At 31.7% G+C, this 16,539-nt stretch carries 11 protein-coding genes; 5 read left to right on the plus strand and 6 right to left on the minus strand.

Going from position 1 to position 16,539, the window contains the following annotated elements; genetic code table 11:
- The first annotated feature begins 71 nt into the window (after positions 1-71).
- The 4 genes from Q0910_RS19630 to Q0910_RS19645 all read left to right on the plus strand — a co-directional run bounded on the left by Q0910_RS19630 (position 72) and on the right by Q0910_RS19645 (position 5,619).
- Positions 72-2,036 (plus strand): tetratricopeptide repeat protein, encoded by a 1,965-nt coding sequence (locus tag Q0910_RS19630; RefSeq protein ID WP_299220244.1) that lies wholly within the window; start codon positions 72-74, stop codon positions 2,034-2,036.
- Between the two features lie 173 nt (positions 2,037-2,209).
- Positions 2,210-3,370 carry a hypothetical protein gene (locus Q0910_RS19635; protein ID WP_299220247.1) on the plus strand — a complete coding sequence of 387 codons (1,161 nt, stop codon included), beginning with the start codon at positions 2,210-2,212 and terminating at the stop codon, positions 3,368-3,370.
- A gap of 47 nt (positions 3,371-3,417) precedes the next feature.
- The gene (locus tag Q0910_RS19640) at positions 3,418-4,581 is read left to right on the plus strand and encodes a YARHG domain-containing protein (protein ID WP_299220250.1); all 1,164 of its coding nucleotides are present in this window, start codon (positions 3,418-3,420) and stop codon (positions 4,579-4,581) included.
- A 48-nt stretch (positions 4,582-4,629) separates the two neighbouring features.
- Positions 4,630-5,619: a WG repeat-containing protein gene (locus tag Q0910_RS19645; protein WP_299220255.1), complete on the plus strand. Its 990-nt coding sequence runs from the start codon at positions 4,630-4,632 to the stop codon at positions 5,617-5,619.
- Positions 5,620-5,648: 29 nt separating this feature from the next.
- Here Q0910_RS19645 and Q0910_RS19650 read toward each other — a convergent pair whose 3' ends face one another.
- From Q0910_RS19650 to Q0910_RS19675, 6 genes are all read right to left on the minus strand, one after another.
- Entirely contained in the window at positions 5,649-6,257 is a 609-nt protein-coding gene (locus Q0910_RS19650) for a hypothetical protein (RefSeq protein ID WP_299220259.1), read from the minus strand.
- Positions 6,258-6,293: 36 nt separating this feature from the next.
- Positions 6,294-8,738 carry an SdiA-regulated domain-containing protein gene (locus Q0910_RS19655; RefSeq protein WP_299220262.1) on the minus strand — a complete coding sequence of 815 codons (2,445 nt, stop codon included), beginning with the start codon at positions 8,736-8,738 and terminating at the stop codon, positions 6,294-6,296.
- Between the two features lie 131 nt (positions 8,739-8,869).
- Positions 8,870-10,204, minus strand: a complete 1,335-nt coding sequence (locus tag Q0910_RS19660; protein WP_299220265.1) for a DKNYY domain-containing protein — start codon at positions 10,202-10,204, stop codon at positions 8,870-8,872.
- 599 nt (positions 10,205-10,803) lie between these two features.
- Entirely contained in the window at positions 10,804-11,448 is a 645-nt protein-coding gene (locus Q0910_RS19665; RefSeq protein ID WP_299220269.1) for a response regulator transcription factor, read from the minus strand.
- Complete coding sequence (locus Q0910_RS19670; RefSeq protein ID WP_299220271.1) at positions 11,423-13,519, minus strand: tetratricopeptide repeat-containing sensor histidine kinase; 2,097 nt, start codon at positions 13,517-13,519, stop codon at positions 11,423-11,425. The genes Q0910_RS19665 and Q0910_RS19670 overlap by 26 nt, the downstream gene beginning before the upstream one ends.
- Before the next feature lie 347 nt (positions 13,520-13,866).
- Complete coding sequence (locus tag Q0910_RS19675) at positions 13,867-15,222, minus strand: DUF1343 domain-containing protein (protein WP_299220274.1); 1,356 nt, start codon at positions 15,220-15,222, stop codon at positions 13,867-13,869.
- An 8-nt stretch (positions 15,223-15,230) separates the two neighbouring features.
- Here Q0910_RS19675 and Q0910_RS19680 point away from each other — a divergent pair, with 8 nt between their 5' ends.
- Positions 15,231-16,472 (plus strand): FtsX-like permease family protein, encoded by a 1,242-nt coding sequence (locus tag Q0910_RS19680; protein WP_299220277.1) that lies wholly within the window; start codon positions 15,231-15,233, stop codon positions 16,470-16,472.
- Positions 16,473-16,539 lie beyond the last annotated feature (67 nt).

Here is a 16,539-nt window from a genome sequence, read left to right on the forward strand (position 1 = left end):
ATTATATTTCGTCTTGTACTAAATTCTCGTGCTTTTTTCTATTTTTACGATTACTATAAGTCTTCGTGAAAATGCCCCAGTCAAACAACTTCTTATTTTCAGAGTTTATTATTCTATTCATTTTGTTGATGACAACAGGTATTGTCGGTGCCCAAAAAGAATTAAATACTCCATTAAATATAATTGATACTGATCGAGAGCTACTGGAGCAAGCTCAGAGTGATATAGAAGAAGAAAACCCGGGTCAAAAAAAAGCTTTTGCAATAGGTCATGACGTGTTAAAGAGAACTTCCAATGAAAGGAATAAGGTTTTTGCTCATAAGGTTTTGGCATCTTATCATTATTATAAGTATGCTACTGATTCTGCTTTGTTTTATGCTAAAAGAGCTGTCCAGCTAATTGGAGACAAGCACGATTCATTATCACTAAAATCCTTATCTTATTTTTATTTAGCTCTTTCCAATGCTTCTCGAGATAAAAGTTTACTTAAGGATAGTAAAAAATGGGCTTTAAAAGGAATCGAAACAGCACAAAAATGCGGAGATCTTAAGACGCTAGATAAGCTTATTGTGAGTTTAGCAGCTGCTTATAGACGTTTAGGGGATGTCCATAAAGCTATAGAGCTTTTAGAAGCTAATCTAGAAGAAAACAAAAATGCAGATCGTTATGGAAGCATTGCTCTTTGTTATATAGACATAGAAAACTATACAAAAGCACTTTTATATCACAAAAAAGCATTAGATTATTATTATTCCATTGATCATAAGAGAAGTATAGCAGTCGCTTTATTGAATATCGGAGCAGTGTATCTGGAGATGCAAAAAGGTGATGAAGCCTTGCCATATTTTAATAAATCACTACCTATAGCCAGAGAATACAACTATCCCTTAATAGAACTCAACAACTTGATTAATATTAGTGAGGTTTATCAGAGTAAGAGGGAATTTAAAAAGGCTAAAAAACAATATAGAGATGTGCTGGCTATGGCACAAGAATCAGGATTTCTTAGACAACAATTATATGTTTATCAATGTCTGAAAGATATTGCTTTGGAAGAAAAAAAATATAAGGAAGCACTAGGGTATACCGAGAGTAAGAATCAATTGCAAGATTCTATAAATACACTGCAAAAAGATAAAGAGATTGCCAAGCTAGAAGTAGAGTATGAAACATTAAAGAAAGAAAAAGAGATAACGGTTTTGAAAAAAAACCAAGAACTTAAAGTTGTAGAAATAGAAAGACAACAATCACAAAAAAGCATACTTACATATGCCTTTATTCTGATTTTAATACCCTTAATAGGTTTACTTTTTCTTTATTATCAAAAACTAAAAAATCAAAATCTACTTAACAAAAAACAAAAAGAAATTGGTGAGCAAAAAATAGACGCTTTAATAAAAGATCAGGAATTAAAATTAATCAGGACATCGATTAGCGTTCAGAATAAAGAAAGGAAACGAATTGCTCAGGAACTTCATGATAGAATAGGAGGAAATCTGGCCGCTATAAAGCTTCAGTTTAGTTCAGTTAAAGAAGACTCAGAAAATTTAGATGTAATCTATAAACAACTTGATGATACCTATAAACAGGTAAGAATACTTTCTCACGATCTTATTCCCGAAAAATTCAGGCATAGTAATTTCACACAATTACTAAAGGAATACATGGAAAACATTGGAAAAGCAGGTAAACTGGATATTAATATCTTCACTTATCAGGAACATAAAATTAACGAAATAGATCCTTTGTTTCATAATGAGTTATTCTCGGTTTTTCAGGAACTTATTACAAATACGATGAAACACGCCAATGCCAATAATGTTGAAATTCAAATTGATCTTATAAACGATGGTATTTGCATTATTTATGAGGATAACGGCAAAGGATATGACACATCTGAAGCCACACACGGTATCGGTTTATCAAATATGAAGAATCGAATACAAAATTTATCAGGCACTATGGATATTGATTCTCAATTAGGAAGAGGAACGATCTTTAATATTGAACTACCAGTACCTCTTACGATATCTTAAAAATTCGTTTAGCAGGATTTCTTATAAAAAGAAATAACTGGTAATATCTTGTATGGATCGAAATGAAATTAAGTGAAATCAAGATAAGACACCTTGAACAATTTCACTGAAAACAGTGTGATGAAGATAGTTTGCTGTGCCTATTTTTACCTAATTCATAAAGATTAACATATATGAGTGATTACAAAAAAGAAATACTTGCGGATCTAAAAAGACTAGAGACAAATGACTTACAGGACCCTATGTTTCTTTTAGAAAGAATAAAGAAATATGACTTTGGGTATTTCTATCATAAAAAAGGCGGAATAAAAGAACGTTTTGATCCTGATTTTTATGAATACAAAAGATTTATTGAAACCGTATATTCAGATTATATCGAACTCTATTTTAAAGAAATTGCCAATACCGAAGAATACATGCTAAAGAGGGAATTAGCAGAATTTGCAACAAGATTTAATCCAAAAAAATACGACATACTTGTTCGCTTAATGGATGATCGCGTAATTTATGAAGACGCAAAACAAGCATTAAAAACAGAAGTAGATTATCCCGTTAATAAAGATGCTCTTATTGCATTAGCTCAATGTTATGTGATTGAAAAAGAGCAATACAAGATTAATAGTTTTTTTTCAAGATCATATAAGGAAGCACGATCATACGCTTTAAGAATTAAGGAGGAATCCGGATCTGGAGATAATCTTAATAGTGATATTTATTTAGCGATTACCCAAGCAATAATGCTCTTACCTCCTGAGGTAAGAGATGAACTTCGCAATACAGTATTTGAGGCTTACACATTCCTTTCTAATGATGATAGAAGCTATGCCTCTAATCAAGTTTCTGGTTTTATGGCCATTTATCTCACATTATTTTCAGAACCAATTGATATAAATATATTAGAAAATGCAATTACGGTAACAGGAAAACACTATCAAAAGAATAAATTTGTATTGCAAACAAGGTATGCTAAATGGTTACTGGAGAATAATCAAAAAGCTGCATTAGAATATTTCGAGAATGGGCAGATAGATGAAAATATCGAATACATTGTTGCTCTTTTTGCGGATCTTGATTGTAAAGCTGCTATACCTTTACTCAAAGAAAAATTAAAAACTATCACTGATCCTATTAGAACGGAGGTACTATTAGAGTCCATTTTCCGATTAGAAAACCAACAAAAAGCTCCTGGTGCATCAGAAAGAATGATTTGGTTATTTGAATCAGTTTCGCCAACAGAAAGAGCTTTAGGAACAGAATCCGACAATATATTTGTTAAAAGAGTTCAAGAAAAACATCGTTTGGATGATACGGTGTACGAAACAGATAATGACTAATAACTCTGACTAAAAAATTACGTTTCACTAAAAACAGTACTTAAAAAATGAATAACAGTTTACTTATATTATTTTTATTTTCTTCTCTATGTATATTTTCAAATGACGGAGCGTATTACGCTTCAGGAAATCAATTGATTCCAATTAATGAAACTGATATTTGTATTACCAAAGAAATTCTCAGTATCGTAAAAAAAACTGAATACGATAAAGAGAATGATTCCAAAATGGATTATGCATATGTAACGGTAAATTACACGTTCTTTAATTCTAGTGCTGAAAAAACTATTTTAGTTGGCTTTGAAGCACCTTCGCCCAGTGGTGATGTTAATGGACATCCCATAAAAGGTAGACATCCTTATATTTCAAAATTTGATGTAACAATGAATGGTCAATTATTAGACCATAAAACATCAATTGTAAACGAAGAAACCTATTATATAAACAATAAAATAAATGAAAAGACTGAAAATGAGGTTGTTGGAGATGATTTTGATTCAAACGACCCAAACTTCTATTATGTCTATCATTTTGATGCAAAATTTAAACAGGGAATAAATAAAATAATTCATACATATAGGTTTGCCTTGTCTGGTTCAATAATGAATGAATATAGTTTTGATTATATATTGACAGCAGCAAATAGATGGGGGAATCATCAAATTGATGACTTTACATTGAACATTAACATGGGAGATTCAGAAAGTTTTTATATACAAAATACATTCTTTAACGATAAAGATGCTTGGGTAATTGATAATGGAAGGAGTGTAAATTCGTATTCTCAATATGACGAAGAGCCCGTTAGTAAATTTGTTATTCATACTGGAGGGATATCTTTTAAAAAGAAAAATTTCAAACCAAGAGGAGAATTATATTTATATGTTCCTCAGCGGTATATGAAAGACAATTATGAAGTTTTTGATTACAAACAACATGACCTTCCTGATAAAATAAGTATTCGAGATACAAAAGAGCATAGAAATTCTGAAATTCATACGTGTACATATTCAATAGATGAAGCGTCTTTCAAAATTCTAAGAAACCTCCCTTTCGCCATAAGAGGTTATGTTTTTAAAACAAAAATAATTCAAGACTATTATTTATCACAAATCTGGTATAAGCCAAACGCTTCCTATAGTCTCAACTTAAATACCCTTTCTAAGGAAGAAAAAGAATGGTTGAAAGTAGTAAAACAGAATACATGGTAAATAGTGAAAACACAAAAATGGTTAGAGCTACTAATAATTTAAGAACCTATGGTATTATTTAAAATACAAGAGAAGTCTAAATGCGGATTTATTAATGAAAACGGAGATATGGTTGTATCTCCTAAATTTGAAAAAGTATTTGATTTTAATGAAGGGTTGTCTTGGGCGGCTATTATGAAAGATGATAAATGGGCGGCAGGATTTATTAATGAAACTGGAGAATGGGCAATTGAACCCAATTTTTCAGGTTATGGTTGGTCAATGTTGGATAGTAGTTATTTTTCTGAGGGTTTAGCTCCAATTCAATCAAAAACCGGAAAGATGTTGTTTATCAATAAACAAGGAGATTCGGTAACTGATGCAATTTACGAATCGGCTCATCCTTTCTCTGAGGGTCGAGCATTAGTATCACGTAATGGGTTATATGGGTACATAGATCATTCTGGTAATGAGGTTATTGAATGTAAATATGGTATCAAAACAGCTTTCAGCCGCAATAGTAGGTTTTCAGAAGGTCTGGCAATGGTTCGATTTAATGTAGGGGATGATGGTTTGAAGAGTGAAGATAATTATGGTTACATCAATAAAGATGGAGATATAGTATTTGACCCTCAGTTTTTTTATGCCAATGCTTTTTCTGAAGGCTTTACTATGATAAAGGATAGGTATGATTATTACTTTATGAATATAGAAGGAGAAATCCCTTTTGAGCAAACGACTCAAGTTGCCACCTCTTTTTCTGAAGGACTTGCAGATATGTATGATACCGAAACGGAAAGTATGGGATTCATAAATACCTCTGGGGAGTGGATTATAAAACCTCAATTTAGCAAGACTTCAAGATTTACAGAAGGCTTGGCTTGTGTAAAAAGAATAGGAATACGCACTGAAGGTTTTATCAACACCAGTGGAGAAATGGTAATTTCTCCAAAGTTTAAAACGGCACTTCCTTTTAAGAATGGGCTTGCCTATGTAGAGGAAAAAGACAAAAAAGGATATATAAATATGAGTGGTGAATATGTTTGGGAGTCTAAATAATGTGAACGATAAACAGGTACTTCTCTGTATTAATTTTCTTTACATTGGATTATTTGAGTTAAGTTTTCGTCAAGATCATACTTCTTCCATAATTCGATATCATCTTTTATAGCTAAAGGGTTTTGATCTGTCTCAATATATTTTTTTATCGACTTTATAATCGGATCATTATCGTTTTTAATTTTTATAATCGACTTTTTACCTGGAATACTATAATAATCTTCATATTCATAACAAAAAACGACTACTTTATCTCCTTCTTTCAGGCCTTGCTCATAAAAGCAATCAGATGAAAAGAATCGTTGATTATCATACTTTTTCTTTTCTAAATGGCGTACAGTTAGTATTTGTTCGATTTCAATAATTCCTTTTTGAGATGTATATAACGCTTCAGGTTCTTTTTCAGAAATATCGATTTTAGTTATTACACCAGTAAATACCATAGCATATCTTTGTCCGCACATCCCAATAAATGGTCCTGATTGTGGCCACCAATACGTGTAGGCTACTTTTAGAGTGTCGGCAGTGTACGAAACTTTTAAACCGTGTTTTGACTTGTGTTTCGATTGATTGCAACCTAAAAAAGTAACCGTAATAGTACTTATTAATAAAAAGATATATAGGCCCTTTTTAATCATTTGATGAATTGTTTGATAGTGTTATATTACATTTTTCTACTTTTTAATGACCTTTTTTAAAGCTGTTTTTCCGCTTTGTACAGTGATTTTTACAAAATAGATACCATTGGGTACATTAGAAATGTCAACTTCATTAGCAATGGTTGCTTTTATTTGCTGCCCCATTCCATTATAAACAATCACACTTTTTATAACACCATTCTTCAGATCAATCCTAAAAGTTCCTGAAGCAGGATTTGGTGAAATAAAAATATTGTTATCAAACTCTTGATCGACGATAGATAAGCTTGATTCATATTCATAAGCACCAAGGTCTATATTTCCTGAAACAGCTCTGTTTATTGAGTTTTGATGCGTTACATATTCCAGAGATATGTTATAATCCGGCAATAAAGCTGCTGGGATCGCATCTCCCTGATTTATTACAGGCGAGTTTTGCTGTAATTTGAAGTTTTGAGCATCAAAATCTTCAAATAAAGGGTCTGATCCTACAAGGTTATTACCAGTATCATTTACAACACCATTAGGAGTGCAATGACAGTCTTTCCATCCGGTTTTTAACCAATTATGATGCATATTAAATGTTCCGTTATTACTGATCATAGCAAAGCTACTTCCTGCTGCTGAGGTGTATACTGTATTATTAAAAACACTGGCAGTTTCATCATTACTGGATAATGAAATCAAGGTGGTATTTGTTGTTCTGGTAGAAATCACGGTATTATTATAAAAGTATAACGTACCTTTTCGATAATCTGCTTGTGTACCACTATCTCCACCATAATGAACGATTTGAGAATTTCCTGCTCCATCTGGTTCTATCAATATATTAGCATATACGTGAGTAGTATTATAACTTGGGTGATTCACCAATACTTGAGAATCTTCTGCATCAACCAGATCTAATTGTCTGTTACCTCCTTCGATCCAATTATTGCGAACCACTAATCCCGCCGATCTGTCTTTTAGATTATTACCTCTAGCTCCAGATCGTAAGGGCCCGAATCGATTAAATTGATATGTAATTCCAATAGCTGCGGTATAGGTATTATGTTGAAAAATGCTACCATCAATACCATTGTCATAAAAATAGTTTTTTTCGATTAAAACATTTTCCGTGTTTCCATCATTGGCACCAATGAATAATCCATTCCCAGAGTCATGCATTGTGCAATTTCTGATAATAAGATTTGCGGCTTTTTCTACATAGATGCTAGCAGCATTATCAGAATAGGTACTTGTCTGGCCGTTATCGTTAGTAAATTGATAGGGTGATCTTCCTGATCTGATTTCGAGATTTTCTATGGTAATATAATTTGGCAAGCCATCTACAGGAACATTAGATCCACCAATTTTAATAACTCCTCGTTCTTCATTCCAAAAGTTAACTCCAGCAACAGTGACGGCATCATTTCCATCGATAACAGCTTGTTGTCCTTGCGGTCCATTGATACCAATAATTTCTATACGTTTATCTGCAGTGCCTTGTCTGTTAATGACCCATTTTTCTTTGTACGGAGTATCTCTCCAATGAATAAATACACGATCTCCAGGTTGTAAAGTTGCCCAAGGAACTTCAGAAATTGTTGTAAGACTTTGTCCAGGACCTACGTGATAATCCGTTTCAGAAGAAGTTCCTTTTTCATACACTCTGTAGCTATTAGCTTCACTAGTAACATAAAGTGAACCGTTGCCATCTAAAGTAAGTCCTTCATGCTGACTCCCATCAGCTAGAGCTAGTTTTCCATAGATTGTTCCATCTGTTCCAACATCCACAATATTATGGCTTTGGTGACTTAATATCCATAATCTGTTGGTGAGATCATCAAAATAGATAGCAGATAAATCGTTCATGATTCCACCTCCAAATGTGGTTTCTGCATCAAAAGGAATTTCTGGCGTTACCGTAATATTACCGGTATTAGTTGGACGATTGATTTTATATATTTTTCTAGGAGTTTTTTCTTTAACAATATAAAATATCTCATTGACAGCGTCATAAGCAATACCTTCTGGACCAACATTACCTGCTGGACTGTCAAAAGTAATTTCCTGAAAATCATTTGCACTAATAGAAGTAGTCCCAGAACCTATAGTACCAATATAAAACTTTGATGCTTCATTAACGATCGCAAATTCATTATTACCCAGATACACAATGTCTTCAGAGTCTCCAAATCCAGACATGGAAATAGTTCTCACTAGATTGAAGTTATTATCAACTTCCCAAATTCTTCCACCACTATTCTGAATCATAAAAAAAGAATTGCTTTCAGGAACCCAGGTGATACCCGATAAGTCATTATTAACATAGCTTAAAGATGTAAGACCAGTAGTCGATGAGTATAATAGAACTTCTGAAGATTGTCCGAAAGATTTAATTGCGAAAAAGAACAAAATCCCTAATGATACCAGCAATTGCTTTCCAAAAAAGTAGCTAGTATTTTTGGGTGACGAAGTGTTTTGGTGATTTTTTTTCATTATTGGTTATTTATTTTGGTTTTTAGAGAAGCGTCTTGAGAATAGTAATAATAGGTAAATACTTAGTATTCAGTATATAAATGTAACGTTATAAACAGTAATATCGTACACTAGGAAACAATACGAATTTGTTATCCTATAGGGTCGTATGCTAATCTATAGGTATATTGATCAATAACTTCTCCATACATTCCTTCTTGATATACAAATGTATCAGGATCTGCATCAAGCAAACGTTTTTCAAAATAGTAGACATAGTTTTTATCTTTTGCGAAACTAGAGTTTATGATTTCAAAGGATGTAACATCAGCATCTTTAATTACCATTGATAGATAAAAAACTTGATTTTTATCCCTTGCATATTGATCTTCGCAGTTTTCATAGACCTCAAAACTTTTATAGTCCGCATCCATAATTCTTCTATGAAAACAATACACTTCATCTTTAAAAATAGTATGACTTTGTGAAATTTCTTTTAGTTCTTTTTTTAAGACAAAAATGGTGTGATTATCATCATAGATTAATGTTGTTTTCTTGAAATCATTTTCCAATTGATTTATCTTTTTGCTACTATAACCTACTGCATTGGAATTCATTACGATACTTCCTATATAATACAGATGGTTCTTGTCTTTAGAAAACAGGGTATTTATCAATTCATAGCTATCTGGGTCACTATTTGGTAATACTTTGGTTTTGTAATAGAGATGATTTTTATCGGATTGATAGTCTTTATTAAGGATTTTAAAACTAGCTGGATCAATGTACTTAAGTATATTGTTTTCAGAATAAATTGCATATGTGTCTGTAGCAAAAGTTTCTTTAATAACTCTGAAAGTTTCTGTATGAACCTCTTCTATACGTTGATCTTTGTAATAAATAACATTTCCTATTCTTAGATAATTTCCTTCAGTATCATTTTTTATTGGTAATGGTTTTTCATCTATGGTTAAGATTTTACTCTTGTTATAAAAAAGTGTTTTATCATCTTTCGAAAAATCTCCCCACAAATATTGAAATGTGGTTGGATTTGCCTCTTTTAATGGATCGTAGAAATAAAAAACTTGTTTAGCATCCTTAGTATAGTAATAAGACTGATATTTTTCGTCAGACTCTTTATGAAGGATCATTTCAAATGTTTTTGGATCGGCATCCTTAAGAATAATTTCATCATAATACACGTGGTTTTTGTCTTTAGCTAAGTTGTAGGCTAACACTTCAAAAGATTCTGGATCTGCCTGCTCGATTTCTTTAGCTCCTAAACTAAAAAAGTTGGCATTGCTGACATATACAATTCCATTTTTTTTGTAGTAATATTGGTTGCTTATATTTTTATTTATAGCTACGGCTCCATTGGTAGATGCAGAGGAAACCCAGGAAAATAATAATATTACTACCGTATAATAGACGAAAATAATTCCAATGATAATTCCTAAGATAATACCAATGATCTGTAGAGCTCTCATAAATGATTCTTTTCTAATATTTATCTTTTAATATGGTAAGTTCTATCTAGTAAAAACAGAATAATCAGTTTAGTTTTAGAATTACCTTATAAAAGTGTGAAATATAACCGTTACAATAAACACTTTTTCATGCGAAAAAACATACCTGAAAACGGGGGAATTTAAGTTTAAATAATATCCCGTTTTCTAGTGATTTTTATAGTGAAGATGCATATACTTTTGTAAATAGCTAATTTACTTAAACTACGAAAGATAAAAGGGGATAATGCTTTTTTGATTAATCACTTGATGATAGTTTTTTATACAATAAATAGTATTGTTCAAGATCCTCGATAGGTTGAACCTGAATACTTCGGAATTGGACAAGACTAATGGCTTCTTAATTAGTTGGATTGATCCTACTGATCAATCCGGAAGATCGGTTTCTAATGCTAGAGATTGCTATATAATTATAACCAAACACTAAGAAGTAACCCTATTAATAATACACACGGAATTATTCTTAGTTACCGTTTTGGCGATGGTTTTAATGATAAAGGATAACCAAAAACAAAAATACCTCGTAAAGATGTTCTTTATTGTAAGTTGGGAAAACGAAATTAGTGTTGTATATAATTCATTTTTAAAGCATACTTAGTTAATCCGGCAAGATTTCTTACATTAAGTTTAGCAATTAGGTTCTTTCGGTAACTTTCTATCGTATGCTTACTTAAGAATAATTTATCAGCGATTTCCTGAGTTGTGAATTCTTGTGCGATTAGTGTAATTACATCTACTTCTCTTTGAGTAAGTTTTACTTCTTCGTCCTTTTTTTTAGAAAACTTATTTTCCATGTAGATGTCCTTTATCTCACGCGAAAAATACTTTTCTCCTTTTAATATGGTTTGTATTGCTTTAAGAAGTTCTTCTTTTTCGGCATTTTTAGGCACATAACCATCGACATCGTGCTCAATAAGGTTGTCAATCATATCTGGGTTATTGTGCATGCTCACTACCAAAGTTTTAATATTTGATTTTCTTTGTTTTACAATCTTATTAAGAGCGATACCATCCATTTCTGGCATTGTGATATCAGTGATAATCAAGTCTATTTTTTCATCTGGATTGATCTCTAGATATTTCGCAATATGTTTACCGTTTTTGGCAGTCAACAAAATATTATAATCTTTTTCAGAATTCAGGATACTTAATAAACCATCCAAAAACATTTTATGGTCATCAGCTATAATTAGGTTGTATTTCATTTATAGTAGTTGTTAAGTTGGTAATTTCTATATTAATAATAGTTCCTCTTTTGATTCTAGAATCGATGTCTATAGTTCCAGAAATCTTGTTTAATCTACTTCTTATATTTCTAAATCCAATTCCTTCTATATTTTTATTTGTATCAAAACCTACACCATCATCCTCGAATAAAATACTTAATTCATTTTCTACCAAATTAAGTTGTAATTCTATAGAAGAAGCTTTCGAGTGTTTGATACTATTGGTAATGAGTTCTTGGATAATTTTAAAAGTTTCTATTTGTAATTTTTCATCCAAGAGATCAATTTCTTTTCTTGGATATACGCTACATAAAGTAGTAAGACTGCTGGCTCCACCAATGTTTTTGAAATATTCCTCAAGTATATCACAAAAATTATTTTTACTAAATTTTTTAGGAATCAAGTTATGAGAAAGGTCACGAACTAACTCATAGGTATCATCTATTTGAGTATTGATCCCCTTCAGGAGACCTTCGTTTTTATTTTCAGAATTATTTAATTGAAGTTTAATTGCAGCGAGATTTCCTCCGATACTATCATGTAATTCCTGTGCAATACGTTTTCTTTCTTTATCCTGACTTTCTATAGAGGCTTTAATAACTTTCAATTCCTGATCTTTTAGTAAGGATGAAATTTTTTCTTCGTTTACTTCCTCTTGTTTTTTAGTTAATTCACTTTGAGCTTTTATTTTTTGATAATAGGTAACTAGTAAACCAATAACCGGAATTAAAAGTATTAAAAAAGAATATAAAATGATATTTTTAAAGCCTTTTTGTCTAGTTGTTTCGGCTTGTTGTATTTCTAATTGTGCATCCTTAATCTCTTCATTCTTCTTTAAAAGAATATTTTCGTTTAATGTTTTTTCCCTTGCATTCTGAAAAGATAGAAGTTTGTTTTCATTTTCTTTTTGCTGTATTTCGCTCTCTTTCTTTTCAATCTCCTGTTTAAGCATTAGATTTCTAATTGCTTCTTCGCGATTTGCTAGCTCAAGTTTTTTGTTAGTGTTTTCTACTTGTAAAAATTTAATTTCTTTTTCTTTTTGTAAGGTGCTAAATTTTATCTCAAGCTCTCTTATGTCATTATCTTTTTGGAGTTCTTTAATAGAGTCTTTTATTTTGATTTTTTTCTCAAAGTATAGATACGCATCTTTATAGTTTCCTTGTGTTTTTGAGCTTTCTTCAAGGTGATTATATATGACAATTTGTTTGTCAAGAAAGCCAAGTTCTTCACAAATCAGAAGTGATTCCTGATACGCTTTTTTTGCTTTTTCATGTATCCCCTTATCCTGATAAACCAATCCAATATTAGTCATAGCATCTAATGTAGGTCTATAATACTTCTTGTCTTTTCCTAAAACAAGTGCTTGATTATAATAGGACAATGCCTCTTCATAGTTTTTCATCAGATGATACTGAGCACCGATATTTTGTAATATTACCATCTTGTTTCTTGAACCTTTGTCGTCTTTAAAATATTCAAGAGTTTTTTTTAAATAAGAAAGAGCTAACTCATAGTCATCTTTATAAGAATAAGCAGTTGCTAAACTTATGTATACCGTGAATGTAAACCTAGTATTTTCAGTATATTCGAGACAAGATTCTAGAAGTTTGATCGCATAATCATAATCCTCTAGCCTTATGTACGTTGCAGCTAAATTGTGTACTTTTCTAAAGTATCTTCCTCTGGTTTGATACTTTTGAGCAATTTCGATACCCTTGAGATGCCATTTTTTGCTTTCTTCTAACAAGCTTTTGTCTCCATATGCATTGGCAATAATATTATATGCGGATGATAGCCTGAGCATTGATAATGAGTCCTTTTGCTTTCCGATTAGTTTTATTACTTCGTTTCCATAAAACAATGCGGAATCAGCTAAGTTTCTGTCATTGTTATAAATGCCTATAATGATATTAGCATAGATTTTGTTTTTTTTATGTTTTGTTTTTTTTAATAAACGATGGCTATTCGTATAGGCATCTAGTTCTCTTTCTGTTCCTAGAAGCTTGTATGCTTCATCCAACTGTTTTTGTTCTTCAGAATAAATATTCAATTTTTTAGGAGACAGAGATAGGTTATTACCATCGATCTGGCCGCAAATACTACAAGAAACGAGCATAGTGTAAATAATCACTATTCGTTTCGAGAAATCGAATAATTTTAAACTAATTGGCGCGATATGATTAGATGGTTTTTTCAGAATATTAATATACTTTAATGATTAGTCATTATGGATAGAATAGGAATTATGTTATTATCTATTTTAGCAATAAAACTAACTATTAATTTCAAAATATATATAAAATTCCTTAACATACTCCTTTAAACATGGTCAAAGGTATTAATTTCGAAAGGTTTGGATATCCCTGAAAACAGGGTTCTTACTGATCCCTTTTTATGTTAATTGTAGAGAAGGTATTGTGCTCTTATTTTTTTGAAACTTTCAAGATCTTTTCTCCAGGTTTTTTTGATTTCTCTGGCAGTATACCCTTGCTCTATTTGTATTTGTAATTTTTGTGTTCCTGCGTGTATTGTAAACGATTTGGTATTAAAAAAACCTTCTTTGTTTTTAGAATTAAGATAGGCGTCAAGCAGCCATTGCAAGTTTATACTATGAAGTCGTTCTGTTTTTCTTAGATCTTTTCCATAACAAACTTCTCCTTTATGTTTTGGATATTTGGATCCAAAATTGGGTTGTGGAGTATATGCAAAATCATATTGATCAATTGGGAAATCCGGAGAACCAAAAATCTGAAATTGCATTTCTGTACCGCGACCGGCATTTATAGTTGTTCCTTCAAAAAAACCAAGGCTTGGATAAAGATTTATCGATATGTCATTCGGTAAGTTAGGAGAAGGTCTTATAGACAAACTATAGTGTGTTTGATGTGTGTAATTCTGGATAGGTATAATCTTGATTTCACATTTCAGATCATCTCCTAACCAACCCTCACCATTTACCATTTTTGCATATTCTCCTATAGTCATACCGTGAACTAACGGAATGGGATGCATTCCTACAAAACTAGAATGTTCTGGTTCTAAGGTAGGCCCATCGATATAGTGCCCATTTGGGTTAGGTCGATCTAAAATTAATAAAGGAATATTATTTTCTGCACAGGCTTGCATTACATAATGTAATGTAGAAATATAGGTGTAAAATCTTGCGCCAACGTCTTGTATATCAAAAACTATGATTTCTATATCGGAAAGAGCTTCAGCAGAAGGTTTTTTGTTTTTACCGTGCAAAGAAACAATAGGTAACCCTGTTTTAATATCTTTTTCATCTGCTACCAATTCTCCAGCATCTGCTTTACCTCTAAAACCGTGCTCTGGTGCAAAAACCTTTTGGATGTTAATATTTCGAGACAACAGAGAATCTACTAGATGCGTATATTGTTCTAAGGCAGTTGGAGTAACTCCTTCTTTTTGTAAGAGAGGTCCTAGATTTGGAAATTTGAAAATAACAGAAGTCTGATTACCAACAATGGCTACTTTTTTATCTTTTAAGATAGGTAGATAGAGTTCAGTTTGATTAGCACCAACAATAATTGGTTCTAAGACATCAATAGAATCTTGTTTTTGACTTTCTGAAATGACACTTTTTTGGTTAATAATGGGCTTTTCACCTTCATGAGTAGTCTGAGAAGATGTTTTTGTTCCGCTTCCACAAGAAATAAGCAGTGTAAAAAAGAATAAAAACGTATTTTTGAACTTGTCTGCGAAATAGGTAGATGCATTTCTGATAAAAACCATAGATAACTTTGAATTTCGAATATTTTATTGCCAAACGCCTTATCAAAGGTAAGGAACATAAAAGTAGCATATCTTCTGCAATCATAAAAATAGCCATTTTTGCTATCGCAATCGGTATGGTTATGATGTTAATAACGGTTGCTACTGGTATAGGTTTACAACGTAAAATCAGAGAAAAAGTTGCCGCGTTTAATGGACATATTATCATTACTAGTTATGATAACAATAATAGTATAGAATCTTTGATCCCTATTAAAAAGGAACAACATTTTTATCCAGATTTTGTTGATGTAGAAGGCATTAAACATGTTCAGGGATTTGCTACAAAAGGAGGCCTTATTAGAACTGAAGATGATTTTGAAGGAATTGTGGTGAAAGGAATTGGAGATGACTATAACTGGTCATATTTTAATGAGTATTTAATAGAAGGTGTCTTACCAGATTTTACGGATCCCAGAAATAATCAGATATTAATATCGGCTTATACTTCATCGCGATTAGGCTTGGGAGTAGGAGATAAGGCAAATACGGTTTTTTTAAAGAAAAATTCTAGCTCTAATATTCCTGCTAATATTCGTGCTTTCGAAATCGTGGGGATTTATGATTCCGGTTTTCAGGAGTTCGATGAGAAATTTGTTTTTGCGGATATAAGGCATATTCAAAAAATGAATAAATGGAAAGATGGCGAAGTAGGAGGTTTTGAGGTTTTTATAGATGATTTTGATGAAATAGATAAAAAAGGTAAAGAAGTCTATGAGAGTATTCCGTCTGATTTAGAGGCACAAACGATTGCTTTGAAGTATGGTAGTATTTTTGAGTGGCTAAAACTTTTTGATCTAAATATAATTGGGATTATCGGTATCATCATATTGGTAGCAGGAATCAATATGATTACAGCATTACTCGTTTTGATTTTAGAAAGAATACAAATGATAGGAATCTTAAAATCCTTGGGAACTAATGATTGGAGTATTCGAAAAGTATTTTTGTATAATGCAGGGTATTTAATTCTTCTCGGTTTGTTTTGGGGTAATCTAATTGGTGTAAGTTTATTATTTATTCAGAAACATTATGGAGTTATAGGTCTTAATCCTGCTACTTATTATGTAAGTACTGCTCCGGTTTATATAAGTATCGGTTATATTATTTTGCTAAATATCGGAACCACGATATTATGTTTAACAATGCTCCTTATACCATCTTATGTAATTGCCAAAATATCGCCTTCTAAAGCAATAAGATTTCAGTAGTAGTAAATAAGGCATCTTCCTCTTACTTAATGACTTTGTATTTGTATCTTTGCACCGCATAAAAAAC

Origin of the sequence: uncultured Aquimarina sp. (assembly GCF_947495315.1) — a bacterium.
Taxonomy (GTDB): domain Bacteria; phylum Bacteroidota; class Bacteroidia; order Flavobacteriales; family Flavobacteriaceae; genus Aquimarina.